The organism is Exiguobacterium sp. RIT452, from assembly GCF_003598705.1.
GTDB lineage: Bacteria > Bacillota > Bacilli > Exiguobacteriales > Exiguobacteriaceae > Exiguobacterium_A > Exiguobacterium_A undae.
This window is the reverse complement of record NZ_QXJB01000006.1, coordinates 73,420-97,353: the sequence shown is the minus strand read 5'-3', so window position 1 is coordinate 97,353 and position 23,934 is coordinate 73,420. Positions and strand designations below refer to the sequence as shown.

Below are 23,934 nucleotides of genomic sequence, written 5' to 3'. Positions count from 1 at the left end.
AAAAGAAGTGCAAAGGCGAATGATTCAAAAACCCGTTGACGATGTGCCGTCAACGGGAGCAGTCAAACATTAATCAAGATTCGGTTCTTTTTTCCCGTGCAGGAAGAAGGACAAGACTAAGGCAAGGGCAGACAAGACGGTGGCGACCCAAAAGGCATCTGTGATACCGGTGATCGTCGCTTGTTTCGTCAACTGGGAGAACCAGCTGAGCGAAGCCGCTTGCGAGCTGCCTAATTGTTGACCAAGATCCCCTATATGTTGCGAAAGCGCAGGATCAAGTGTCGTGAACTGGTTGGCATCGTCTGCAAGGTGGGCTGTTGTCTGGCGTGTCATCACCGTGACGAGGATCGCCGTTCCGATTGAACCGGCCACTTGACGCAATGTGTTTTGCGTCGCATTTCCGTGCGGAATCATCTTCATCGGCAAGGCGTTCATGCCGGCCGTCATGATCGGCATCATGATGAAAGCCATTCCGAACGACCGGAGCATATAGATGCCCATGATGGAATGATATGACGTATCCATATCGAGTTGAGTCAGTTCCCAGGTCCCGTACGTCATCAAGGTCAGCCCGAAAATCGCCAGAGGGCGGATGCCGAAGCGGTCAAACAGACGACCGGCAATCGGACCGGTAATTCCCATGATCAGTGATCCGGGTAACAATAAGAGACCGGAATCGACGGGTGAGAAACCCCGAATGCTCTGCAAGTAAATCGGAAGCAATAACATTCCGCCAAATAAGGCCATCGTGACGATGACATTGATGAATAAGGTAAACGAAAACTCAGGGACTTTGAGCACACGGATATTCAACATCGGATCATCCATGGAGAGTTCACGCAACGCAAAGGCTGCAATGCCCAAGATGCCGATTACAATCGTACTGATGACGACGGGACTGTCCCATCCGTCATTTCCGGCCTCGCTGAATCCATACAGCAAACTCCCGAAGCCGATTGTACTGAAGATGACACCGAGTGCATCAAATGTTGGTTTCGACAACGGTTGAACAAGCTTGAACCATGCCAGTCCAAGGAAAAGCGTCAATAGACCGAAGAAGGACATGCCATAAAACAGAACATGCCAATCGTAGTTCTGAATGACATAACCTGTCACCGTTGGACCGACCGCAGGGGCAAGAATCATTGCAATTCCAAGCATCCCCATGGCGGCACCACGTTTGTGCGGCGGAAAGAGGGTCATGAAGACGTTGGAGCCAAGCGGCATCAAGATACCCGCACCGGCCGCCTGGACAACACGTCCAAGCATCATGACAGGGAAGTTCATTGCCATCGAACAGATGACGGAACCAAAAAAGAACAGCGTCATTGAAACGAGGAACAATTGACGAAACGTATAGCTCCGCATTAAAAATGCACTGATCGGAATCAAGATGCCGTTAACGAGCATGAAGCCTGTCGTCAACCATTGTGCCGTCGATGTCGAGATGTTAAAATCGTTGATCAAGACCGGTAAAGCGACGTTGATCAACGTCTGGTTCAAGATGGCGATAAACATCCCGATCAACAACACAGTCAAGACTTTCGGAATGCTGATGTCCGCTGTCGCGAGTGGTGTCCGTTCTTGAACCGGTGGACGCAACGTCTCTGATTCTTCAAGAGCCACTTCAAGCGATCCGTCGGTTGCTCCGGCAAGACGGGACGAACGGGAGCGCCGGGCGATCAGATTGACACTGATGAGGACGACAACCATAAACGCCATGTATCCGAACAGGAAGGTCATAGACATACAAGTCCCTCCTTAATCCTTATGAATGCGGACGGTCACATTCATACCAGGTCGAATGTCGAGTGATTTTTCTTGTGAAAGGGAAACCTTCACCGGAATGACTTGAGCGACTTTCGTATAATTCGCATTGCCGTTCGAAGACGGCATCATTGAAAACGTTCCAGCCGTTGTCATCCCGATTTGTTCGACTTCGCCGGATAACGTCGTATCCGGATAACTGTCGACATAGACATCAACGGTTTGTCCGACTTTGACTTCGTCAATGTCCGTTTCTTCAATGTTGGCCGTGACCCAGAGATTGTTTAAGTTAAAACCGTAAGCCAGTGGTGTCCCCGCACCGACAACACCGTTTTCTGTCGCCATCGACTGAACGACCGTTGCTTTAGTTGGCATGACGATTGAGATGGAGACAGGTTTTTGACCGGATTGCGCCATCATGACGTGACCTAACGTTGCGTCGCTGTCCAGTGTTTGACCCGTTTTAGCGGTCCAATCGGTCAGTTTACCGGCACCCGGGCTGGCAATCGTAATCATCTTTCCGTCAATTTTGGCGTTTTCTGTTTTGACGTAGCTCGTCGCTTGGTCGTAATAGTAGTAACCGATCGCACCGCCACCAATCAACACGACCAACGTCAAAATGTTAATCAGCAATACTTTTTTCATGTTCATAATATGAGATGCATCCTTTCTTCCGTCTACTCCACTGTCCCCATCAGCCATAAAAAAGACTCCTCTGGGGGGAGGAGTAGTTAATACAGTTAATTATATGGTCGTATAACCAACATACAACCGACAATTTCCGACAAAGTGTTGGAAAAGTCGATGAGAACGGATACACTATTAAAAAAAAGGGGGAAGAGCAGATGAATCCGGTATCCGATCCGCGACCAAAACGTTCACGTGACCGTATCACAAAAGAATTGTTTCATTTACTTGAACAGCATCCATTTTCAGTAATCACCGTAAAAATGCTGGCGGACGGGGCAAACGTGAATCGCTCGACGTTTTATGCCCACTTTACGGATAAATACGATTTGATGGATCAGATTGTCGAGGATCACATGCAGTTACTCGTCGACGCGATTCGGATTCACGGTGTAGTTCCATCCGAGTCTCCCTCCGTAGAAAAGGTCAGCCGTTATTTTGAACGGCTCTTTATCCACATCGAACAACATGAACAGTTTTACCGGACGATGTTGTTGCAAGGACCGATCAAGACCTTTATTTCCCGTTTCTTGGACACGTTAAAGGAAAACTACCGCCTCGTGTTTAAAGCGCATACCGTCAGTGAAACGAGACGGGTGGATCAGGATCTGTTGTTAAACTACGTGATCGGGGGACAATTGGGGTTATTGATTTCTTGGTTACGCAATGACCGCCCTTACTCGGCAACCTACATGGCCGACCAACTCAGTCGGATGATTGTGTTTGGAACAGTCGAGAGTATCGGTTTTCCGGATCGTACGCAAGATACTTTTTAAAAATCGGGTTTTGTTTGTTTTTGCCTGCACCTGTGAAGAGAATCAGTCGTTGGGAACGAGACAAGGGTGGCAGAATTATTCTCTGCCACCCTTGTCTTATAGAGATTAATTTTTGAATCAGCACCAGTTGGGGTCAGGCCTGTTCGAGTTCAAATGCTTTCGTATAGATCGTACTGCGGTTACGTCCTGATTTTTTAGAATGATACAACGCCTTATCTGCTTGTTGCAACGCTTCAAGTGACGTATGCGAACCACTTGAATGTGCGATTCCGAGTGAAATCGTGATTTGCAGATCAGGGACACTCGTCGTCGGGAACAGATTCCGGGCAACCGTCATCCGGGCGAGCTCGGAGATTTTTTTCGCTTCAGCAGCGGACGTATCCGGCAAGATGATTAAAAACTCTTCACCGCCGTAACGACCGACTAAATCGTCCGGACGGGCAAGAGAAGCAAGGGTTGTACCGAGTTGACGCAAGACATCATCGCCGGCATCATGACCATATGTATCGTTGACGTGTTTAAAGAAGTCGATATCGATTAAGACGAGTGAATAACCGTCTTCCGCAGAACCGACAAGGGATAAGGAATCATCCAGTCGACGGCGGTTGGCGAGACCGGTCAAGGCATCCGTCATCGCGAGTTTTTGTTGGTACTGAATGTTCTCAAAGTGGCGCCGGAGTTCCGTCAGTAACTGATACGTCACAAAACCGGCAATCAGATTAAAGAAGATATATGCTGCCGATACTTTAAAGAATGTCGACCAACTATGGGTCAACAGATAGATGGCGGGTAAGGAATACAAGATTCCGATGCCGATCATCAACTCAAAATTCCAAAACGTCATGCGGACGTAGCGTCTGACGACACTAATCGTGACAATAAATACGCTGATGACAATCGCTGAAAGAATCGCCGCATCGATTTGGTCGAGCGGTGTAATCGCAAAGCGTGCCCCGATGATCATCAGACCGGTGACGGCAGCGCTTGTTAATCCACCGAACATCATGGCGATGGCGACCGGAATAATTCGTAAGTCAACCCGTGCAACATCGATTTGAATGCTGTTGAACATTAAGAGAACAGCGATGAGTCCGGCGGCTCCTCCTAAGAAAAGTCGCGTTTTTACATTTGTTTTAGGGGTGATCCTCGGTTGGTTTCGAAAGGGTAGAAACAAAAGAGTGATCGTTGTGAACAGTAGACAAAAATTGATGATGAAATTATTCATGATGGACAACAAATCCTCCCAGCTCCTCGTAAACGCATTTCCGTAACATACTTCCAGTATACTCATTTTACTAACGGCAAGAAATGGAAAAATGTGAAGTAAAACAGGAAAAGTCGACAAAAAAGACAAAGTACACAGTCAAGTGAACTTTGCCTGAAAAATAAGTTAAATATTTTTTACACACAATTTTTAGGAAGAAACGGCTTCTTCATCCATCGTCAAAAGAATCTTATCGAAGACACGAACCATGACGTTCAGTTCCTCTTCCGTCAATGTACCAAACCGTTCCTGCAGGTATTTCCGGCGGACGACTTCAAGTTCACGAAACGCCGCTTCTCCTTCATCCGTTAAAGCAAGGACGATTGATCTCCGGTCATCTGTTGAACGGGTCCGAGTGACGAAGCCTGCTTTATACAGGCGATCGGTTAAAGCCGTTACCTGACTTGTCGCAAGCTCAAACTGTTCTGCGAGTAGAGTCGGACGTTGGGGACCATTTTCGGACAGGCTGCGTAAGATGAAAAATTCACTTCGCGTCGCGGTTCCTTCAAACAGTCGGTTCAGTTCACGACGTAATGTCCGGAGAATGACACGCATTTGTTCCTCTAATCGGTAAGTCAGTTGATCACGTTCTTGTGGCATTCAAGCAACATCCTTTCTCTCGGTTAACTTCTATTGTTTAGTGTACTAAAAATTACGGAATTTTACCATGAAGAGCCGTCAATTCAAAAAAAGAATTGACAATTTAAAGACGATTTGTGTAACATGACGAGGTAATCACGAAATTAATCACTAACTTAATTAGTTCTCACTCAACCAGTGGGATGGAGGTTGCGGTTCTTATGAGTACAGTTACGGATGTCGTCAAGCGGCAGATGAGGTGACTGAAAAGGAAGAATTGCCGAAATCAATCATCGCTTTGAAGATGATCGATTGGGATTAGATCAAACAGGTCTAATACTGTCACAGGTCAACCATGACTTGTGGGGAGCTATCTTTCACGACGGTAGAATGAGGCGCATCCTTTTACTATGTTGCGTTCTCATCTTCCTTCTGGAAGATGAGGGCGCTTTTTGTTTTTTTCAAAAAGTGTCCTCTCAAAAAAATCTAAGAAGAGAGAAGCGAATCACATGAATACTTTACAACCCCAAAGAAAACTTGATTCAACTGAAGAAGGCTTAAAACGTGGTCTGCAAGCCCGTCACATGTCGATGATTGCGATTGGCGGTGCCATCGGAACCGGACTCTTCATCGCATCCGGTGCATCTGTTGCCGCTGCAGGTCCGGGTGGTGCCCTGTTGTCATATGCTATCGTCGGACTGATGGTGTACTTCCTGATGACGAGTTTGGGCGAGATGGCAGCTTACATGCCGGTCGCCGGTTCGTTCTCGACGTACGGTGCGAAATTCGTCGATCCATCGTTCGGTTTTGCCTTAGGCTGGAACTACTGGTACAACTGGGCGGTTACGATTGCGGTTGAACTCGTTGCGGCACAAATCGTCATGACGTACTGGTTCCCGGATGTACCTGGTTTCTATTTCAGTGCCATTTTCTTATTGTTGATGATTGGTTTAAATTTCTTCTCCGTTAAAGGGTTCGGAGAAGCAGAATATTGGTTTGCGATGATCAAGGTCGTGACTGTCATCATTTTCTTGATTGTCGGTGTTGCAATGATTTTCGGTGTCTTCACATCGGAAGCACCGGTCGGCTTTAAAAACTTTGCATTAGGTGATGCACCGTTCGTCGGTGGTATTCCTGCCGTCATCGGAATTATCCTCGTCGCCGGGTTCAGCTTCCAAGGAACCGAACTCGTCGGAATCGCGGCGGGAGAGTCGGAAGATCCGAAAAAGAACGTTCCGAAAGCTGTTAAACAAGTTTTCTGGCGGATCCTGTTGTTTTACGTCTTCGCGATTTTTGTCATCGGGATGTTGATTCCGTATACAAGTCCGAACCTGGTTTCAAATGATATTACGGACGTAGCCGTCAGCCCGTTTACACTCGTCTTTGAAAAAGCCGGACTCGCGTTCTCAGCAGCTTTAATGAACGCCGTCATCTTGACGTCCGTCTTATCAGCCGGGAACTCGGGGATGTATGCCTCGACACGGATGCTGTACACACTGGCACGTCAAGGCGACGCACCAAAAATGTTTGCTAAAGTCTCGAAAAACGGTGTCCCGCGTAATGCCTTGCTCGCGACCGGAGCCATCGGTGCACTCTGCTTCCTGACATCGATGTTCGGCGGTCAAGTCTATCTCTGGCTGTTGAATGCCTCAGGTATGACCGGTTTCATCGCGTGGCTTGGAATCGCAATCAGTCACTACCGGTTCCGTAAAGGATTCCTTGCTCAAGGACATTCGTTAAGCGACTTGCCGTACGTTGCACCGGCATTCCCATTTGGACCACTGTTTGCCTTTGGACTTTGTTTCCTTGTCATCGTTGGTCAAAACTACGCCGCGTTCCTCGCGGATCAAATTGATTGGGTCGGAATCGCCGCGACGTATATCGGTATTCCGTTGTTCCTTGCCTTCTGGTTGGGTCATAAATTTAAAAACCGGACATCGGTTGTTCCTTATGCAGAAATGGATTTCCCGGAACATCCACGTCCATGATCAACAGTCATCCTTTTTAAAAGGATGACTTTTTTTGTATAAAAAAATCAATAGAATCAATATAATTCTGAAATATTGTTTTGTAGAGGTGATAAAAAGGAATCATATAAACAATTGTTTGGCTTAAAAAAGGGGAGAAGGGGAGAAAACAATGAATACATATGATTTAATTTTGACGCTGGGATCGGCAGCCTTTTTTATGGCGCTTGTCGCTTACGTCGCTTACCGGATGACGCGGGGAAAAACGGAAGGAATTGATGAATATTTTTTGGCGGGGCGCGGGTTGAGCGGCGTATTCATTGCCGGGTCTTTACTTTTAACGAATTTATCGGCAGAGCAGTTAATCGGCTTGAATGGACAGTCGTTCGTAGGCAATATGTCGAGTATGGCGTGGGAAGTAACGGCCGGTTTTGCAGCCATCATCATGGCGATTTATTTACTTCCGAAGTTTCTCGGGATGGGGATCTCGACGTTACCGGAGTTTTTGAGTCAACGTTACGATGAGACCGTACGGCGTATGACGGTCTTGCTGTTTTTACTCGGCTATATGTGCGTCACGATTCCTTCGATGCTGTATTCCGGAGGGATTGCCGTCTTACAACTGTTTGACGTACCGGCTTTGTTCGGTCTCGGATACACGGAGTCACTTTGGATTGTGATTTGGATTGTCGGCATTATTGGAGCCGTCTACGCTATTTTCGGTGGATTACGGGCTGTTGCTGTATCGGATACATTAAACGGCATCGGATTAGTCATCATCGGGTTTTTAGTGCCGATTCTTGGATTCTTTGCTTTAGGAGACGGCAATATGCTGGCAGGGATGAAACAAATCGCAACCGTCCATCCGGAAAAGTTAAATGCCATTGGCTCATCGGATGATGCGGTACCCTTTTTCTCTATTTTCACAGGGATTTTGTTCGCAAACTTATTTTATTGGTCGTTGAATCAATATGTCATTCAACGGGTGCTTGGCGCAAAGGATTTAAAAGAAGGGCAAAAAGGTGTGTTGATGACCGGTTTTTTAAAGTTATTAGTGCCGATTTTCATGTTGCTTCCGGGGATCATCGCGTTTCACTTGTATGGTGGCAGTTTGGCAAGCGGCGATTTGTCCTATCCGAAACTGATCACGGAACTCCTGCCGGTCTCCTTGATGGGCTTTTTCCTGGCAGTGTTGCTAGGTGCTGTGTTCAGTTCGTTTAACTCGTTGCTCAACAGCATTGCGACGTTATTCGTTCTCGATATCTATCAACCGGTGTTTGCCAAAGACGCTTCGGAAAAGCAGTTGATCCGGGTCAGTAAGATATTCGGAACCGTCGTGGCATTGATTTCGTTCATCGTCGCGCCTTTTCTCATGTATGCACCGGATGGTCTGTGGAGCTTAATTCGTCAGTTTACAGGATTCTTTAACATTCCGATTCTGGTCATTGTCCTGATGGGGATGTTTATGCGGACAATCCCGCCGATTGCCGCTAAAATCGTCATCGTGTTCCACGTCATTGCCTATTACTTCTTTGTGTTTGGTCTCAAACAGATTTTCGGATGGGATCACGGCATCAGCTATATTCACGGGTACGGCATTTTGCTTGTGATTGAAGTCCTGTTTATGATCGTGATGGGGAAATACCGACCGGCGACAGCGACCAAGAAAACGTACCGTCGCGGCAATGTCGAGTTGACGCCCTGGAAATATGCGATCCCGGTCTCGGTCCTGCTGACGTCATCCATCGTCTGGATGTATGTCTTATTTTCGAAAATCGGTGTCGCTTATCCGGATGGCATCGTATCGAATTGGTTCTGGCCGGTCACGCTTCTGTTGGTCGTAACAACAGTGATTTTGTGGCGGTATGCCTTGCAAGCATGGAATACGCGTTATGCGGAATATCTCGAGGAATATAAACGTGCGCAATAATGTCACTACGGGGTCGGGAAATCAAGTAAGATAAAAGAAAAAACGGAGGCGACCCCAGTGAATTATTGGTATCACTTTAAACGAGCATTCATCCCGATTGCGATTCTGCTTGTGACGTTAGCAATTTATCAGATGCTCTATCGCATGAACAACATCTGGTATTCGTTTGGTGGATTGATCTTAGTGTTTGTCGCGATTTATTTTGTCATGCGGCGCTTAAAAGCGAATCCCGAAGATTGACTGAGCAAGATAGTAGGGGAGTGGGACGGAACGCGTTAAAATAGGCATATACAGAGGAGGGGAAGCTAGATGGCAAAAGCAATATTCGCAGGTGGCTGTTTTTGGTGCATGGTCAAGCCATTTCATAAATATGATGGTGTCGAACAAGTCATTTCCGGTTATACAGGTGGTCATACAGAAAACCCGACTTATAAAGAGGTCTGTTCAGAAACAACAGGACATTTAGAAGCCGTAGAAGTTACGTATGATCCGTCTGTCATCACGTATGAGGAATTACTTGAAGTTTTTTGGCGCCAAATCGATCCGACGGACGGCGGCGGGCAGTTTAACGACCGCGGTCAATCGTACGAACCAGCCATTTTCTATGTTGATGAAGAACAAAAACAAGCAGCTGAACGTTCAAAAGCGGCGCTTGACGCATCCGGCCGTTTCTCACGACCGGTAGCTGTCGACATTCGTCCGGCGAAACCATTCTGGCCGGCGGAAGAGTACCATCAAGATTATTACAAAAAAAATCCGTTCCGCTATCAGATGTATAGTGTCGGCTCCGGTCGGGCGAAGTTCGTCAAAGAAGCCTGGAAGGATCAAGGCAAGGAACAGGAATTGAAACAACGTCTGACGCCGATCCAGTATAAAGTCACACAGGAAAACGGTACAGAACCGGCTTTCCGCAATGAATACTGGGATGAGGAACGACCGGGTCTTTATGTCGATATCGTCGATGGAACACCACTCTTTACGTCAAAAGACAAGTTTAACTCGAACTGCGGATGGCCGAGTTTCGCAAAACCGATTTCTGAAGACAAAATGGAAGTCGAACTCGACACGACGCACGGCATGACGCGGACAGAAGTCCGTTCCGCTAATGCAGACAGTCATCTTGGTCATATTTTTGATGACGGTCCAAAAGAGTTGGGTGGCTTACGCTACTGCATCAATTCGGCAGCCCTGCGATTTATTCCGTTAGAAGAGCTTGATACTGCGGGATATGGGGAATATAAAAAACACTTCGAATAATGAAGACAAAAGACAGCAAAGCGGATTCGTTTTGCTGTCTTTTTACGAATTTTAAAAAGGAGGGTTTTCCATGTTCACACGTGTATATGAAGAAATTCGACAGTTAACGATTGCAAAGGTGCTCGATTTTTACGATCACGAAATTCGGGGACTGGATGAAACTGCGCGGCAAGTGAAGTATCAAAAGATGAGTACCAGTCCGTTTCTTTTTTTCCGTGGCAGCTCCCATCTCTTTTATTACGATCTGACCCGAATTCCGTTGGGATTTGATACACCAAGTGAAACGCCGACTTGGATTCAGGGTGATTTACACTTCGAAAATTTCGGAGTCCACGGGAATGCCAAAGGCGAAATCATTTATGACGTCAATGATTTTGATGAAGGGTATCTCGGTTCTTATTTGTATGATGTGATCCGGATGGCCGTCTCCGTCCAACTGTTTGCGAAGGAAGCGGGATACGATCCGGAACCGGCAATCGCCGCCTATGTCCACCATTACTTAGATGACTTACGGAAATATGCCGACGGTAAAAATCCAAGCAAAGTATGTTTTACGATTGATAATACAAAAGGACCGATTCGTAAACTAATCAAAAAGGCAGAGAAAAAGAAGGCGGACTTGTTGGGGGAGCGAACCACTGTCGTCGAAGGACAACGCAAATTTGCCGATTTACCGGACATGAAGCAAGTCGATGCAGCGACGTATGCCGCCATTGAATCGATTTGGCCGGATTACATCGCTTCGATTGATGAAGAAGACCGGCAGAAAGATGCCTTTTACGAAATTAAAGATATCGTCTATAAACTGGATAGCGGCACGGCATCAATTGGTCTCGAACGGTATTACATCCTCGTGGAAGGAAAGGGCGGCGAACATGAGGATTTGATTTTAGAGATGAAACAAGCGCAATCGCCAGTGCCGGCGCTCTTCCTGCCCGTTTATTTGGAAGACGTCGAAGCGGTCCATCAAGGACGCCGTGTCGTTACGTCGCAAAAAGCCATGCAGGCGCATGAAGATCCTTATCTTGGATATGTGACGATGAAAGGAAGAGAATATTATCTGCGTGAACGTTCCCCTTACAAAAAGAAATTAAAAGCGAAGCATATCAAGAGCCAGGAAGACCTCGAAAACGTCCTTTCGATTCAAGGTCAAATTACCGCCAAAATCCATGCGCGGGCAGACATGGATGCCGGAATTGATGTTGATATTTTAAAGCATCATGCGGACGTCGTCATCATCGAATCGATCGGAGTATCCGATGCAGAATTCACCCGGCAAATCCAACGCTGGTCAAGTGCCTATGCGGCACGCACAACCCTTGATTTCCAAGTGTTTTTAACTTGGTTAGCTAATCGGTGATCCCTATATTTGATCTCTGTGTTTGAAGATTATTTCATCTGAAAAATTCTTTCTGGAAGCCTGTTTAAAAGGCTGCGGAAAGAATTTTTTTTAGTGACCGGAAATTATGTAAGCGGATATCAATTTGCAAATAGTACAAATGACCTATATCAATTTATCTGAAAACTTCGTAAATTTTGGTTTAAGTAATTGCAAAACATGTTTTGTAATACGAACTAAACACACAACAGGGGGAGTATCATCATGAGTTTGACGCGGAAAAAAGATGTTTCCGCTATGATTGCTGCGAGTCAACGTAACAGTGGACTTGCTCGAAATCTTGGCGCAATGGATTTAACGTTTTTAGGAATTGGCGCCATCATTGGTACGGGAATCTTCGTCCTAACCGGAACAGGAGCATTGACAGCAGGACCTGGTCTTATTGTTTCTTTCATTTTATCTGCCATTGCCTGTGGGTTAGCAGCACTCGCTTATGCGGAGTTCGCTTCGACGATTCCCGTGAGTGGATCCGTCTATACGTATACGTATGCGACGATGGGTGAAATCTTTGCCTGGATCATCGGTTGGAACTTGATACTGGAGTACGGACTCGCCTCCAGTGCCGTCGCGGCAGGGTGGTCCGGTTACTTCCAATCTTTACTCGGCGGATTCGGGATTCATCTTCCGACAGCCATTTCAGCAGCTCCCGGTGCAGTGGAGGGAGCGAGAACATTCTTTAACTTACCGGCCTTCTTGATTTTACTTGCGATTACAGCTCTCTTATCGATGGGAATTAAAGAAACAAAACGTGTCAACAATATCATGGTCGTCATTAAACTTGCCGTCGTCGTCTTGTTCATCGTCGTTGGTGTCGGCTATGTCGAACCGACGAACTGGGCTCCGTTCACTCCATTCGGTTGGGGGGGCGTCTTCTCAGGAGCCGCCATCGTCTTCTTCGCGTATATCGGCTTTGATGCCGTTACATCAGCAGCAGAAGAAGTACGGGAACCACAAAAGAACTTACCGCGTGGAATCATCGGTTCATTGGCAGTGTGTACAGTGCTTTACGTCATCGTCGCCGCCATCATGACAGGGATCGTTCCTTACCAACAGTTTGCTGGTGTCGACCACCCGGTCTCACTCGCCATTCAAATGGCAGGTCAAAACTGGGTTGCAGGATTCATCGATCTAGGTGCCATCCTCGGGATTACAACGGTTATTCTCGTCATGACATACGGAATGGTCCGCTTAGCGTTCGCCATCTCTCGTGACGGAATGTTCCCGAAAGTGTTCTCAGAAGTTCATCCGAAATACCAAACACCATTCAAAGCAACATGGATGATTGGTCTTGGAAGTGCGACCGTCGCAGGACTTGTCCCACTTGACGTCATCGCCAACCTCGTTAACATGGGAACTCTTGCAGCATTCGTCTTGATCTCAGTCGCTGTCTTGATTCTTCGTAAAACACAACCGGATCTCCCGCGGGCATTCAAATGCCCGGGTATGCCGTACGTACCGATTGCAGCAATCGCTTCTTGTCTCTTCTTGATGTTCAACTTGAAACTCGAGACGTGGATTGCATTCCTTATCTGGCTTGCGATTGGACTTGTCTTGTACTTTGCGTTTGCTCGAAAGAATTCAAAATTGTCTCCAGAAAATATGCCGGCAGCTGAATTCGCAGCTTCGGACGACAAATAAAAAAATGCGATCCCGAGAGGGGTCGCATTTTTTCTGTTGTGATGACTTCAACCAAAGAAGAATTCCGTCAATGATGCATCAGAGTGCTGGAATCGAGCTTTTAATTCGAACGGCGTCAAACTCCCGTTGAATGCTTTCGTTGGCTTTGGCTTCTTCTTCCGCTGACCAACCAAGTTCACTCCGCATCAAGGCGAGTACACCGTCAGCATGTTTTTCGGCATTCGGGAAATCAAAGAAGACGGCAGAAGCGCGGCGGTTCAAGAAGTCGCCCGGTTGCATGACGAGTTCCGCTTCAAGTCCGTACAAGAGTCCGCCGAACCAGTGTAACGGCAACTGGTACCGTTCGGCTTCGCTGCCGCGCGAACGAATCAATTCAAAGACGCGTTCGACGTCGGTGCCGTAGCGTTGAATCAACCAAGTTGCTTCTTTCGGCGACAGTCCAAGGGCTTCGCCTTTTGGCTGCTGTTCTTTTAAATAACGGGCAAATCCTTTACTGCCGTCGGGATGGCCACCACCGAGTAAGATATCGTGGGTCCGCGATGCCAGATAAATCCGATTTTCTTCCTCTTTGAACTGATCAGCGACCATGTCGATGATCCGCTCGGCCATCTTCCGGTAACCGGTCAATTTACCGCCGGCGATAGACATCAATCCGGATTTTGAGACGAAGATTTCGTCTTTCCGTGATAATTCGCTCGGGTCTTTTCCGTCTTCATGAATCAACGGACGTAATCCGGACCAGGTCGATTCCACATGTTCCGGACGAAGTTCGACATTGAACATCTGGTTCGTCGCGTCGAGGATATAGTCGCGGTCCTCTTCCGTGACACCGGGTTCCAAAATATCCCCTTGGTAATTCGTGTCGGTCGTTCCGACGTACGTTTTGCCTTCGCGTGGAATCGCAAAAATCATGCGTCCATCGGCGACGTCAAAGTAGACCGCTTGCTGCAACGGGAAGTGGGCCTGATCGATGACGAGGTGAATCCCTTTTGTCAGGTGAAGTGATTTCCCGGCTTTTGAACCGTCTTTTTCGCGCAACTCATCCACCCATGGACCTGTTGCATTGATGATTTTTTTCGCACGAATCGTGTACGTCTTACCGCTTAAGACGTCTTGGACTTCGACCCCGACGACTTTTCCGTTATGGTAGACGAGTGACTCCGCTTTCGTGTAGTTAACAGCGCGTCCACCGTATCCGACAGCCGCCTTTAAGACTTCGACGGTCAGTCGGGCATCATCCGTTTTATACTCGACGTAACGTCCGCCGCCGACGAGGTGTTCCGATCGGAGAAGAGGTTCATAACGAAGCGTCTCTTCTTTTGACAACATCGTCCGTCGTTCATGTCGCCGGACTCCTGCCAGTTGATCATAGACACGTAAACCGATTGACGTTGAAAAACTGCCGAACGTGCCGCCTTCGACAAGTGGCAACATCATCCACTCGGGTGTCGTGACATGCGGGGCGTTCTCATACACGATTGCCCGTTCTTTTCCGACTTCTGCGACCAACTTGATTTCAAATTGTTTCAGGTAACGTAAGCCGCCGTGGACGAGTTTCGTCGAACGGCTTGATGTTCCCTCTGCGAAATCCTGCATCTCAATCAACCCGGTCCGCATGCCCCGGCTTTGAGCGTCCAGTAAAATCCCGGCCCCGGTGATTCCGCCGCCAATGACCAATACATCGAGCAGTTCCTGTCCCATCTCTTCTAGCCATGCTGTTCGTTCCGTACTTGAAAACATGCATATTTCCCCCTGTTCGTCTGAAATGGATTAATTTATTCTACTTCTATCCATTTACCCTCTTTTACGCTTTTTTGAGCACAATCGATGATTTTCATGACAAGCAGGGCTTGCTCTGTCGTAACAGCCAGTGGTGCCTCGTTTCGAAGCGCGGCTGCGAGATCAAGATAATAGTTCTTAAAGCCGGATTCAAGGAAGGGACGGGCTTCGAGCGGTTGTTCCGGTCTGCCCCATGTATATGTCTCTTGTTTCGTATCGACATGATCGACGAAATAACTGGCTTTTGTTCCGTGAACGGCAAGCGAAGGACCGGGAGCCGGCACAAGCGATCCGATGTGCAGGATGGCACGGCGGGTTCCGAAGGTCAGGATCAGATGCGTGTAATCTTCGACCGGACCATCAGGACGTTGGATCGTCTGATCACAAAAGACACGGTCGGGCTGCTCGCCAAACAACATCAGTGCTTGATCGATCAAATGTGACCCCAAATCGTAAAGGAGACCGGCTCCGGGAACGTCTTGTTCCCGCCAGCGTGCCCGAACAGTCGGACGATACCGGTCGTAATGCGCTTCCAGCGTCTGAACCCGTCCGAGTTCGCCGTCTTCGACCAGTTGGAGTAAGGTCCGGAAGTCTTTTGTGTAACGACGGTTATGGTAAACTGTCAGTACACGCTGTTGTTTTTGTGCAAGATCCGTCAACTGTTCGGCTTCAGCCAAGGTGACGGTAAAGGGCTTTTCGACCAAGACGTGACACCCTGCCAAAAGTGCCGTGTTGGCGAGAGGATAATGTTCGGCGTTTGGTGTGGCGATGACGACAAGATCAATCGTTTCCGACGCCAATAACTGTTCGAGTGACGAATAAACCGGCACATCCGGATAACTTCCGGCAACGGCTTCCGGACGACTGGATTGGACGGCAACGAGCTGATAATCAGGAGCAGTGATGTACGGAGCATGCAGATGTTCGCCGGCAAGCCCAAAACCAACTAAAGCAGTACGGATCATAAGGACACTTCCTTTTCGGTTAATACATTCAATTTATCATACGAGGTGAGAAAGATGATTACAGAACAGCATGTCATCGAAAAAATGCGACAGACGATGACGAAGATTGAACAGACAAGCGGCACCGATCAAACGGGACACATTGCGGCCATGAAAGCCTACTGTGAATTGTTATTGGAGCAACCGCAGACAGAACAAACGACTGCATCTGTCATGATTCCGACATCCCAGCCGGCAACGCCGGAAGTTGACCCGATGCTGGCCCGATTCATGGGAGTGGCTCAGGAAAAAGAGGAAAAAGGACCGTCTTTACTCGATTTTTGAGTAAATCAAATTGATTCCGGGAATAGAGTAGAAGCAAAAAACAAGGGGGAACAGATTATGAAAACAGTCATCGTCATCGGAGCAGGTCCAGGAAACGGAGCCGAAATCAGTAAACGATTCGGAAAAGAAGGCTTTCAAGTTGTCTGTGCTGCGCGCACGCAAGAAACACTGGCTGCCGTCATCACGGAATTGAAGGAACAAGGCATTGAAGCCGTTGGCGTCGAATGTGATGCGTCACGCCGGACGGATCTGGAATCGCTTGTCGAATGGACAAAAGATCAGTACGGGCAAATCGATGTCCTCGTCTACAACGCTTCGATTTTACATCAGGCATCGGTCCTTGAGGTGTCGGCAGAACAGATTACAAAAGAATTCGAAATCGATGTGCTCGGGGCGTTACATGCCGCACAAATCGTTGCACCGGATATGGTTGCGCGTAAAGAAGGAGCAATCCTCATCACAGGTGGTGGTGCCGCTCTTCACGCCATCAAATCACTGCCGGGTCTCTCAATCGGGAAAGCCGGCGTGCGTCAGTTGACGCATATGCTGCATGACACGTTAAAAGATGACAACGTCTACGTTGGTACGGTCACAATTGCGGGTGAAGTCAAACGTGGAACGGCGCTTGATCCGAAGAACGTGGCTGAAGCCTTCTATACGTTGTATACGAACAAAACGGACGTGGAAAAAGTGCTGGCTGCCGAATGAGAACGTTGACGGTTTATTTTGACGGCTGGTGTCCGCTTTGTCAGAAATCCAAGCGGTTCTTGGAACAGCTGGATCGGTTTGATCAGTTGACGTTCATCGATGCACGGCAAGTCCGGACGTTTGAACAGCCGGCTTTACTCGAGCGGATGCATGTCGAAACCGAACAAGGTGTCCGGTATGCCGGGATTCATGGTATTCGTTTACTGACAAAGACGTTGCCGTTTCTACGACCGGCGTATCCGTTTGTCTCGTTATCGATTCGTCTCGGAGTCGGTGCAGTAATCTATGACCGCGTCGCTAAAAATCGGGTCATTCCCGTCAGCTGTACGACGGATTGCCGGATCAATTGAGGAAATAAAGCGTCGACGTGTCTCATGTCGGCGTTTTTTTCATGATTCGTCATCGGATAGGAGAGGAACTTTCAGATGAAAAGATGGATTAGTTATATGTTATTCATAATCGGCGTTATGTTCATAACCGGCTGTGCACTTGACCCGGAACCGGATGCACAGACCGGGATTCAACAGCCGGATGAGGAGAAGGTGACACAAGCGACCGTCGAACGTGTCATCGATGGCGATACGGTCAAAGTCCGACTGGAAAATGGTCAGACAGAAGATGTCCGCCTGCTGTTGGTTGATACACCAGAAACGGTTAATCCGGAAAAACCGGTTCAACCGTATGGACCGGAAGCTTCACGTTTTACGAAAGACGCCTTGCCTGCCGGCAGTGATGTCCTGATTGAACGGGGTCAATCGAAAACAGATCGATACGGACGGCTGCTCGCGTATGTCTGGGCAGACGGAAAGATGATCAACCAGGAATTGCTTCGACAGGGGCTGGCGCGTGTCGCCTATATTTATGAACCGGATACGCGTTACGTCGAGACGTTTCAAGAGATTGAAGCAGAAGCAAAAGAGAAGAAGATCGGCGTTTGGGAGACGACCGGTTATGCGACTGAGCGTGGATTTGATGCTTCCGTCCTGACCGAGAAGCCGGTGAAGCAAACGGATGACTGTCAAAACATCAAAGGCAACATCAACCGTCAAGGGAAAAAAATCTATCACGTCGAAGGGGGACGCTCATACGAGGAAGTGAATCCGGAAGAGATATTTTGCAGCGAACAGGAAGCGAAAGAAGCAGGATTTATCCGGGCTGCCAATTAAACGTTCATCACAAAAGAGGTACCTGCCGAAAAAATCGGAGGTACCTCTTTGACATGTACGCTACTGTTGTGATCAAGGTTGCGTCGGGGGTTGATACTGTTGAATCTTATCATCTTCATCAAAGGCAATCGTCACATCGGTGATGCCTTTGAGAATACGGATTTGCAACTCGAGACGGTCTTTAATATCGTCTGCTTGAGCAATCGTCAGTCCCGGATCGACTTCGAGTTCGATTTCAACATGGAAGTGATCGCCTTCTTTGATGACTTCCAGCTTTTCGATATCTCGCACATCTGGATCGCGCATCAGGATTTCGCCGATTTTTGCCGTCAAGACTTCATCAATCTCGCCAAGGGCACCGGCCGCATTTTGGATAAAGACGTTATAGACGACATAAAACATCATCAGACCGATGAGAATCGAAGCAATACCCTCCGCTTGATAAAACGACGTATAATGGGAAATCAAGACCGCGATGATGGCGATTATACCGCCAAGCGTCGCTACTAAATCTTCCATAAAGACGAGACGGGTCGCAGGTTTTGCTTGCGACAAGTTCGCAAAACTTTGACCGACTAATGTCAGACCACGTGATTTCAGACCGGTTTCATGACCGACTTCAATCATCGCTTTATAGAAGACACCCACTTCAAGGACGACACCGATTCCGAGTGCAGTCAAAATGATCCACAGACCACTTGTCTTATCTCCCGGGGCATGCAGAATATGCAAAATCCCTTCGCGGATGGTTTCATAGGCAAGGATCGCGACGACGAGAATCGCTGCGAGCAAGACAAGGTTGACGAGGCGACCGAAGCCGTTCGGAAACCGTTTGGTCGGTGCTTTTTTACTTAAAGCTGATCCGATGTACACGAAAAACTGGTTGGCTGCGTCACCAATCGTATGCATCATTTCCGCAAACATGGCGATGTTCCCGGTTAAGATGTAAGCGACGAATTTTATAATGGCAATAATGGTGTTGACGATGGCGGCAGCGAGGGCGGATTTATTTCCGCGCCTTAACAGCGTAAAAAAATTCGACATGAGGGGTTCCTCCCTTGATAGAGCAGAAACGCGGGGGTTACCCGCGTCCAGCTTGGAATGATGGATAAAGTGTCATGCCGCCGTCTGCGAACAGCGTGATGCCTGTGACATAACTCGCTTCGTCAGAGGCAAGCCATGCGGCGACCGCTGAAATTTCTTCCGGTTTGCCGATGTTGCCCATAGGAATCATACTTTCGACATCCGCCCGTTGTTTCGGGTCTTCGAATTTTTCGGCGTTGATTGGTGTATTGATGGCACCGGGACCAATCGCATTGATGCGAATCCCTTTTGGAGCATACTCCATCGCCAGTGTCTGGGTCATCAGTTTGACGCCGCCTTTACTGGCAGCGTAATGAACGAATGTCGGCCAAGGGATGATTTCATGAACACTCGACATGTTGATGATGTTTCCTTTGACGTTGTGTTCAACGAAGTATTTGAGTGCTTCACGTGCTCCGAGGAAAGCACCGGTCAAGTTGACGTCGATGACCTTTTGCCAATCTTCGAGTGACATTTCGTGAGACGGGGACGGCATCTCGACACCAGCATTGTTGACGAAGACGTCGAGTTGTCCGAAATGCTCGACCGCCTGTTTGACGAGATTGATCATATCGTCTTCTTTTGACACATCACCTTGAACGGTAATGGCTTCACCACCGGCTTGCTTGATGGCATCTGCGATTTTAGTAGCTTCTTCCGGATGGCTCCGGTAGTTGATGACGACACGCATGCCTTCTTCCGCATAACGGCGGACGATGGCTTCACCGATTCCCATTGATCCGCCTGTGACGATGGCGACTTTTCCTTTTAGACTGTTATACATAAAATCAATTCCTCCTTATTATTGTTTCGTGAATCCAATCATGATTCCGCCAACGACGACCAAGATACAGCCGATGATGACAAACGTCATTTCCTTTTTCGTCTTGGCTTCTTTTAAGAGCACGACACCACCGATCGTCGAGATGACGACTCCGGTTTGTGATAATGAGAAGCTGGTTGCAACACCGACTTTGGCTGTAGCGAACAGTAAAGCGATGTTCCCGACGGCCCACATGAGACCACCAATCGTATTACCGGCTGTTTTCTTCGTGAACAAGTTCCCTTTACGAAGTGACAGCAGAATCGCACTGATGACCATTCCGATTGCTTGCGGCAATACCGCTTCCCAACCATTGATGTTGAACCAACGGGCGATGACGACATACCCGACATACCCGACCGTCGAGATCAACAGCAGGAGCAACCCTTTTCCGATGTTCTCATCCTGTTTGCTCTTGTCTTCTTTATAGGAAGTAAAAGCAGCTCCGGCGACGATCAGGACGAGCGCACTGATGCCGAGAATTAAAGCGGTCCGATTCGACCATTCACCAAAGGCGAGGACACCAAACAAAGAAGTCCCGACAAGTTGCATCCCGGTTGAAATCGGCATCGTCTTCGAGACACCCATCTGTTTGAAGGCTGCAAACTGGTTCATCTGACCAAGCGCCCAAAAAGCACCTGAGAAGAAGCCGGCAACCCAAGCCGTTGTGGAAAGTTCAGGACTGACAAAAAAGAAGGTGATGATGGCAAAAATCAATGCACCAAGTGTCGTTCCGATAATTTGTTGCTCCGTCGAACCACCGATTTTAGAGACGACTAACGGAAGTGTCCCCCACATCAAGGCTGGTACGAGCGCAATTAAGATATCAATCAAGTGTTTCACCTCTTCTGGTTTTGTATCTATCTACTTGAAGATGTACCCCAGGAACAGATTCGAAAAACATACCAAAACGGAAAAGTGTTATTTCAATATAAAAAAACGTCCTGTTAAAAGGACGTTGTGGCGGTTATTTAAACGGTTCATCGGCAATCCGGACAATCTGACGTCCGATGCGCCGGGCATTCCATAAAGCAATGATGGCAATGGTAAGGGATGCGCCCATTAAATCATACTGTGCCAAGAAGTAGCCGGCATAACTGACGGGTAAACTGACGATCCCGACGAGGGAACTGGTCCACTGGCGGATCTTCAGCGATTCCATGTTGGCGACCCGGGAAAACTTCTGTTGTTCAAACAGACGCCAGCGGGTCGGCTCACTGAGCGCATCGTTGACGAGGCGCGGGAAAGCAAGCAGTCGTGCTGCGTAGGAACCGGCGATTTGTAAGTAACGATTTTGGTTTTTGCCTTCTTCATCCAACCATCTTCGGACCATCGGTTTCGCAAGGTCCAGTAAATTAATCTGTGGCGATAAAATTTGCAGGATGCCAAGAATCGTCGAGGCGGCCCGACCGAAAAACGCAAACTCGGCCGGTAGTTGAATCGGTTCATTTCGAACAAGTAATTCAATATCGGATAATACTTTTTCAATCAACTTCGTATCGACGTTCTCCATGTCACTTTCAAGATAGAAGGTGACCGCTTTTTCAATCGCTTGTCGGATGTTTTGTTTATTGGCGTTTGGCAACAAAAACCGTAAATCTTCGAGCCCGTCGACGATCGCATCGTAATCGAGCGTGACGAACGACTGGAGGATACGTTGAATGGCCCGCATATCATCAGCGGTCGTCGCCCCGATCATTCCGAAATCCAGCAGGACGATGCGTCCGTCACCTTGGACGAGGACGTTACCCGGATGGGGATCGGCGTGGAATTTTCCACCGAACAACAGCTGTTCACCGGCATTTAAAAACAGATTACGGGCTAATTCGTCCCGGTCAATATTATGTTTTTCTAAATACTCGAGATCCGTGATCCGGGTACCTTCGATCCACTCCATGACAAGTACACGGTTCGTACAATGTTCTTCAAAGTAATCCGGAATATAGATGACGGGATTCGTTTCGTACATCTTTTTGAAGTACAGACCGTTTTTTAATTCTGTCCGGTAGTTCAGCTCATCTCCGATGACGAAGACCATCTGACGGTAGAGGCTCTGTAAATCGGTTGATTTGTTGAGTGATGTCCGGCGGAGCATGGCGATGACGAGGCGCATCGCCCGGAAATCGGTTTTGATGATTTGTTCGATGTTCGGTCGTTGAACTTTAATCGCGACTTTGCGACCGTTTGATTTGAGGGTCGCGCTGTAGACTTCACCGATTGAAGCAGAGGCAATCGGTCGAGGAGAGATATCGTCGACAATGTCTTCGATTGTCGTTCCCCAGTCCTCCTCGATGATTTTTCGGGATTCGCCAAGCTTGCTGGACGGGACTTTATCAACGAGTTCCGTCAGTTCCATTAAAACAGACGGAGGAAACAAGTCTGCCCGGATCGACAGGAACTGTCCGAGTTTAATGAGGAGTCCTTCGAGACGAAGGGCTTTTTTCTTATAATCACGGGCGATCGTAATCATGATCCGCTCGAATTCTTCGTTATTCGTACCGGGTCGGTTCTTCCGGGTGAATCGATAAATCGTCCAAATGTAACGAGCGAACATCGTTACGATGATGAAAATCCGATAAAGCGCCCAACGTTTCATACGGTCACCTAGCTTCCTGTACAGTTTGTTTCAGTATAGGTTACTTTACCTAAAAACGTCACTTACAAACGGTTGAATCGGTGACAGAAAAAATAAGCTTGCCGGAATCAAAAAAGAGCGTATAGTAAGTATTGGAATTTCTAATGGGAAAGGTGAAATGTGCGTATGTCCTGGGACTTATTAAATATCATTGGAACGGTTGCGTTTGCGATGAGTGGCGCGATTGTCGCGATGGAAGAAAAATATGATTTGTTTGGCGTGTGGTTACTCGCGTTGATCACGGCATTTGGCGGCGGCGCCATCCGAAACCTGCTGATTGGGGTCCCGGTCTCCGCGCTCTGGTCGCAAGGCGGTCTGTTTTTAATCGCAATTTTAGTCGCTTTGCTGATCTTCGTTTTACCGCAATTATTTTTACCGCACTGGACACGGTGGGGAGTGCTCGCTGATGCACTCGGTTTATCAGCGTTTGCGATTCAAGGTGCGTTGATGGCTTCCGCCAAAGGATTGCCATTATCGGCAACGATTTCCGCAGCTGTCTTGACGGGAGTCGGCGGCGGAGTGATCCGCGATCTGCTCGCCGGTCGCAAACCACTGGTCCTGCATAAAGAAATCTATGCGATGTGGGCCGTCATGGCGGCACTCGTCATCGATCGGTTTGAACTGACCAATCCTCTCCATTTGTTCACATTACTGGGGCTGATCACGATTTTACGTATGCTATCCTATTATTATGAATGGAATTTACCAGCACGACGTTTAGGGGGAGAAAAAGAATGAAAATCTTAATCATGATTGGGGCACTGTCGATGATGATGGCAGTGGCACTCGGGGCGTTTGGTGCCCATGCGTTAAAAGATATGTTGTCCGAGCGGATGCTCGCGAACTGGCAAACCGGTGTCCTCTATCAGATGGTTCACTCGCTTGGCATTTTGGCACTGGGCGGCATGCTATTAAAAGTGTCGATTTCACAATTTTCACTGGCCGGCTGGTTGATGCTCGCCGGAATCGTCTTCTTCTCCGGCAGCCTGTACGTGATGGCATTGACAGGAGTGACGAAGCTGGGAGCGATTACACCAATTGGTGGTGTCCTGTTCATCGCGGCTTGGATTTTTGTCGCCATCGGAGCGTATAAAGGATTGTAACAGTAAGGATCTACTTGCTTCACGTGACTCGAACAGAGAAACGTGAAGCGGGTAGATCCTTTTCTGATGAACGCAAAAAAACCG

23 protein-coding genes and 1 riboswitch are annotated in these 23,934 nt (G+C 48.0%); of the genes, 13 read left to right on the top strand and 10 right to left on the bottom strand.

Going from position 1 to position 23,934, the window contains the following annotated elements:
- Nucleotides 1-69: 69 nt before the first annotated feature.
- Both D3D03_RS13135 and D3D03_RS13130 read right to left on the bottom strand, forming a co-directional pair.
- Nucleotides 70-1,749, bottom strand: coding sequence for a DHA2 family efflux MFS transporter permease subunit (locus D3D03_RS13135; RefSeq protein ID WP_119923799.1), 1,680 nt, complete (start codon nucleotides 1,747-1,749; stop codon nucleotides 70-72).
- A gap of 12 nt (nucleotides 1,750-1,761) precedes the next feature.
- On the bottom strand, nucleotides 1,762-2,418 hold the full coding sequence (locus D3D03_RS13130) for an HlyD family secretion protein (RefSeq protein ID WP_119923798.1): 657 nt from the start codon (nucleotides 2,416-2,418) through the stop codon (nucleotides 1,762-1,764).
- A gap of 194 nt (nucleotides 2,419-2,612) precedes the next feature.
- Between D3D03_RS13130 and D3D03_RS13125 the strand changes: the two genes are divergently transcribed.
- Nucleotides 2,613-3,230 (top strand): TetR/AcrR family transcriptional regulator, encoded by a 618-nt coding sequence (locus tag D3D03_RS13125; protein ID WP_119923797.1) that lies wholly within the window; start codon nucleotides 2,613-2,615, stop codon nucleotides 3,228-3,230.
- 133 nt (nucleotides 3,231-3,363) lie between these two features.
- On the opposite strand, the gene D3D03_RS13120 is transcribed toward D3D03_RS13125, so the two are convergent.
- A complete protein-coding gene (locus D3D03_RS13120; RefSeq protein WP_233550709.1) occupies nucleotides 3,364-4,302 on the bottom strand; it encodes a GGDEF domain-containing protein in 939 nt (312 codons plus the stop codon).
- A 342-nt stretch (nucleotides 4,303-4,644) separates the two neighbouring features.
- Nucleotides 4,645-5,094 carry a MarR family winged helix-turn-helix transcriptional regulator gene (locus tag D3D03_RS13115; protein ID WP_028107185.1) on the bottom strand — a complete coding sequence of 150 codons (450 nt, stop codon included), beginning with the start codon at nucleotides 5,092-5,094 and terminating at the stop codon, nucleotides 4,645-4,647.
- Nucleotides 5,095-5,269: 175 nt separating this feature from the next.
- Nucleotides 5,270-5,454: riboswitch (Lysine riboswitch) on the top strand.
- Between the two features lie 128 nt (nucleotides 5,455-5,582).
- On the opposite strand from D3D03_RS13115, the gene D3D03_RS13110 reads away from it, so the two are divergent.
- The 6 genes from D3D03_RS13110 (at nucleotide 5,583) to bcaP (ending at nucleotide 13,264) form a co-directional block, all read left to right on the top strand.
- Entirely contained in the window at nucleotides 5,583-7,061 is a 1,479-nt protein-coding gene (locus tag D3D03_RS13110) for an amino acid permease (protein WP_119923796.1), read from the top strand.
- Between the two features lie 151 nt (nucleotides 7,062-7,212).
- Entirely contained in the window at nucleotides 7,213-8,970 is a 1,758-nt protein-coding gene (locus tag D3D03_RS13105; protein WP_119923795.1) for a solute:sodium symporter family transporter, read from the top strand.
- 57 nt (nucleotides 8,971-9,027) lie between these two features.
- Nucleotides 9,028-9,210 carry a hypothetical protein gene (locus tag D3D03_RS13100; protein WP_026834217.1) on the top strand — a complete coding sequence of 61 codons (183 nt, stop codon included), beginning with the start codon at nucleotides 9,028-9,030 and terminating at the stop codon, nucleotides 9,208-9,210.
- A gap of 69 nt (nucleotides 9,211-9,279) precedes the next feature.
- Nucleotides 9,280-10,227 (top strand): peptide-methionine (S)-S-oxide reductase MsrA, encoded by a 948-nt coding sequence (gene msrA / locus D3D03_RS13095; protein WP_026834216.1) that lies wholly within the window; start codon nucleotides 9,280-9,282, stop codon nucleotides 10,225-10,227.
- 70 nt (nucleotides 10,228-10,297) lie between these two features.
- On the top strand, nucleotides 10,298-11,587 hold the full coding sequence (locus D3D03_RS13090) for a DUF2252 domain-containing protein (RefSeq protein ID WP_119923794.1): 1,290 nt from the start codon (nucleotides 10,298-10,300) through the stop codon (nucleotides 11,585-11,587).
- Between the two features lie 243 nt (nucleotides 11,588-11,830).
- Nucleotides 11,831-13,264 carry a branched-chain amino acid transporter BcaP gene (gene bcaP, locus D3D03_RS13085; protein WP_026834214.1) on the top strand — a complete coding sequence of 478 codons (1,434 nt, stop codon included), beginning with the start codon at nucleotides 11,831-11,833 and terminating at the stop codon, nucleotides 13,262-13,264.
- 78 nt (nucleotides 13,265-13,342) lie between these two features.
- On the opposite strand, the gene D3D03_RS13080 is transcribed toward bcaP, so the two are convergent.
- The gene (locus D3D03_RS13080) at nucleotides 13,343-15,004 is read right to left on the bottom strand and encodes a glycerol-3-phosphate dehydrogenase/oxidase (protein WP_119923793.1); all 1,662 of its coding nucleotides are present in this window, start codon (nucleotides 15,002-15,004) and stop codon (nucleotides 13,343-13,345) included.
- A gap of 35 nt (nucleotides 15,005-15,039) precedes the next feature.
- Entirely contained in the window at nucleotides 15,040-16,008 is a 969-nt protein-coding gene (locus tag D3D03_RS13075) for a Gfo/Idh/MocA family oxidoreductase (RefSeq protein ID WP_119923792.1), read from the bottom strand.
- A 54-nt stretch (nucleotides 16,009-16,062) separates the two neighbouring features.
- On the opposite strand from D3D03_RS13075, the gene D3D03_RS13070 reads away from it, so the two are divergent.
- The 4 genes from D3D03_RS13070 to D3D03_RS13055 all read left to right on the top strand — a co-directional run bounded on the left by D3D03_RS13070 (nucleotide 16,063) and on the right by D3D03_RS13055 (nucleotide 18,206).
- Nucleotides 16,063-16,332, top strand: coding sequence for a DUF5327 family protein (locus tag D3D03_RS13070; protein ID WP_119923791.1), 270 nt, complete (start codon nucleotides 16,063-16,065; stop codon nucleotides 16,330-16,332).
- A gap of 57 nt (nucleotides 16,333-16,389) precedes the next feature.
- Nucleotides 16,390-17,040, top strand: coding sequence for an SDR family NAD(P)-dependent oxidoreductase (locus tag D3D03_RS13065; protein ID WP_026834210.1), 651 nt, complete (start codon nucleotides 16,390-16,392; stop codon nucleotides 17,038-17,040).
- On the top strand, nucleotides 17,037-17,390 hold the full coding sequence (locus D3D03_RS13060) for a thiol-disulfide oxidoreductase DCC family protein (RefSeq protein WP_026834209.1): 354 nt from the start codon (nucleotides 17,037-17,039) through the stop codon (nucleotides 17,388-17,390). Before D3D03_RS13065 ends, D3D03_RS13060 begins: the two co-directional genes overlap by 4 nt.
- A gap of 75 nt (nucleotides 17,391-17,465) precedes the next feature.
- Nucleotides 17,466-18,206, top strand: coding sequence for a thermonuclease family protein (locus tag D3D03_RS13055; RefSeq protein ID WP_119923790.1), 741 nt, complete (start codon nucleotides 17,466-17,468; stop codon nucleotides 18,204-18,206).
- Between the two features lie 72 nt (nucleotides 18,207-18,278).
- Here D3D03_RS13055 and D3D03_RS13050 read toward each other — a convergent pair whose 3' ends face one another.
- From D3D03_RS13050 to D3D03_RS13035, 4 genes are all read right to left on the bottom strand, one after another.
- Nucleotides 18,279-19,250: a cation diffusion facilitator family transporter gene (locus D3D03_RS13050; RefSeq protein ID WP_026834207.1), complete on the bottom strand. Its 972-nt coding sequence runs from the start codon at nucleotides 19,248-19,250 to the stop codon at nucleotides 18,279-18,281.
- A gap of 37 nt (nucleotides 19,251-19,287) precedes the next feature.
- On the bottom strand, nucleotides 19,288-20,073 hold the full coding sequence (locus D3D03_RS13045) for a glucose 1-dehydrogenase (RefSeq protein ID WP_026834206.1): 786 nt from the start codon (nucleotides 20,071-20,073) through the stop codon (nucleotides 19,288-19,290).
- A gap of 18 nt (nucleotides 20,074-20,091) precedes the next feature.
- Nucleotides 20,092-20,943 (bottom strand): GRP family sugar transporter, encoded by an 852-nt coding sequence (locus D3D03_RS13040; RefSeq protein ID WP_026834205.1) that lies wholly within the window; start codon nucleotides 20,941-20,943, stop codon nucleotides 20,092-20,094.
- 136 nt (nucleotides 20,944-21,079) lie between these two features.
- Nucleotides 21,080-22,708, bottom strand: a complete 1,629-nt coding sequence (locus D3D03_RS13035; protein WP_119923789.1) for an ABC1 kinase family protein — start codon at nucleotides 22,706-22,708, stop codon at nucleotides 21,080-21,082.
- 165 nt (nucleotides 22,709-22,873) lie between these two features.
- Here D3D03_RS13035 and D3D03_RS13030 point away from each other — a divergent pair, with 165 nt between their 5' ends.
- The gene (locus D3D03_RS13030; protein WP_014969240.1) at nucleotides 22,874-23,485 is read left to right on the top strand and encodes a trimeric intracellular cation channel family protein; all 612 of its coding nucleotides are present in this window, start codon (nucleotides 22,874-22,876) and stop codon (nucleotides 23,483-23,485) included.
- Nucleotides 23,482-23,850 carry a DUF423 domain-containing protein gene (locus D3D03_RS13025; RefSeq protein WP_026830583.1) on the top strand — a complete coding sequence of 123 codons (369 nt, stop codon included), beginning with the start codon at nucleotides 23,482-23,484 and terminating at the stop codon, nucleotides 23,848-23,850. The genes D3D03_RS13030 and D3D03_RS13025 overlap by 4 nt, the downstream gene beginning before the upstream one ends.
- Nucleotides 23,851-23,934 lie beyond the last annotated feature (84 nt).

Excerpts from the sequence above, each read along its gene's own strand:
- D3D03_RS13135 (WP_119923799.1), bottom strand. The coding sequence starts at position 1,749 with ATGTCTATGACCTTCCTGTTCGGATACATGGCGTTTATGGTTGTCGTC.
- D3D03_RS13130 (WP_119923798.1), bottom strand. The coding sequence starts at position 2,418 with ATGAACATGAAAAAAGTATTGCTGATTAACATTTTGACGTTGGTCGTG.
- D3D03_RS13125 (WP_119923797.1), top strand. The coding sequence starts at position 2,613 with ATGAATCCGGTATCCGATCCGCGACCAAAACGTTCACGTGACCGTATC.
- D3D03_RS13120 (WP_233550709.1), bottom strand. The coding sequence starts at position 4,302 with ATGTTCAACAGCATTCAAATCGATGTTGCACGGGTTGACTTACGAATT.
- D3D03_RS13115 (WP_028107185.1), bottom strand. The coding sequence starts at position 5,094 with ATGCCACAAGAACGTGATCAACTGACTTACCGATTAGAGGAACAAATG.
- D3D03_RS13110 (WP_119923796.1), top strand. The coding sequence starts at position 5,583 with ATGAATACTTTACAACCCCAAAGAAAACTTGATTCAACTGAAGAAGGC.
- D3D03_RS13105 (WP_119923795.1), top strand. The coding sequence starts at position 7,213 with ATGAATACATATGATTTAATTTTGACGCTGGGATCGGCAGCCTTTTTT.
- msrA (WP_026834216.1), top strand. The coding sequence starts at position 9,280 with ATGGCAAAAGCAATATTCGCAGGTGGCTGTTTTTGGTGCATGGTCAAG.
- D3D03_RS13090 (WP_119923794.1), top strand. The coding sequence starts at position 10,298 with ATGTTCACACGTGTATATGAAGAAATTCGACAGTTAACGATTGCAAAG.
- bcaP (WP_026834214.1), top strand. The coding sequence starts at position 11,831 with ATGAGTTTGACGCGGAAAAAAGATGTTTCCGCTATGATTGCTGCGAGT.
- D3D03_RS13080 (WP_119923793.1), bottom strand. The coding sequence starts at position 15,004 with ATGTTTTCAAGTACGGAACGAACAGCATGGCTAGAAGAGATGGGACAG.
- D3D03_RS13075 (WP_119923792.1), bottom strand. The coding sequence starts at position 16,008 with ATGATCCGTACTGCTTTAGTTGGTTTTGGGCTTGCCGGCGAACATCTG.
- D3D03_RS13070 (WP_119923791.1), top strand. The coding sequence starts at position 16,063 with ATGATTACAGAACAGCATGTCATCGAAAAAATGCGACAGACGATGACG.
- D3D03_RS13065 (WP_026834210.1), top strand. The coding sequence starts at position 16,390 with ATGAAAACAGTCATCGTCATCGGAGCAGGTCCAGGAAACGGAGCCGAA.
- D3D03_RS13060 (WP_026834209.1), top strand. The coding sequence starts at position 17,037 with ATGAGAACGTTGACGGTTTATTTTGACGGCTGGTGTCCGCTTTGTCAG.
- D3D03_RS13055 (WP_119923790.1), top strand. The coding sequence starts at position 17,466 with ATGAAAAGATGGATTAGTTATATGTTATTCATAATCGGCGTTATGTTC.
- D3D03_RS13050 (WP_026834207.1), bottom strand. The coding sequence starts at position 19,250 with ATGTCGAATTTTTTTACGCTGTTAAGGCGCGGAAATAAATCCGCCCTC.
- D3D03_RS13045 (WP_026834206.1), bottom strand. The coding sequence starts at position 20,073 with ATGTATAACAGTCTAAAAGGAAAAGTCGCCATCGTCACAGGCGGATCA.
- D3D03_RS13035 (WP_119923789.1), bottom strand. The coding sequence starts at position 22,708 with ATGAAACGTTGGGCGCTTTATCGGATTTTCATCATCGTAACGATGTTC.
- D3D03_RS13030 (WP_014969240.1), top strand. The coding sequence starts at position 22,874 with ATGTCCTGGGACTTATTAAATATCATTGGAACGGTTGCGTTTGCGATG.
- D3D03_RS13025 (WP_026830583.1), top strand. The coding sequence starts at position 23,482 with ATGAAAATCTTAATCATGATTGGGGCACTGTCGATGATGATGGCAGTG.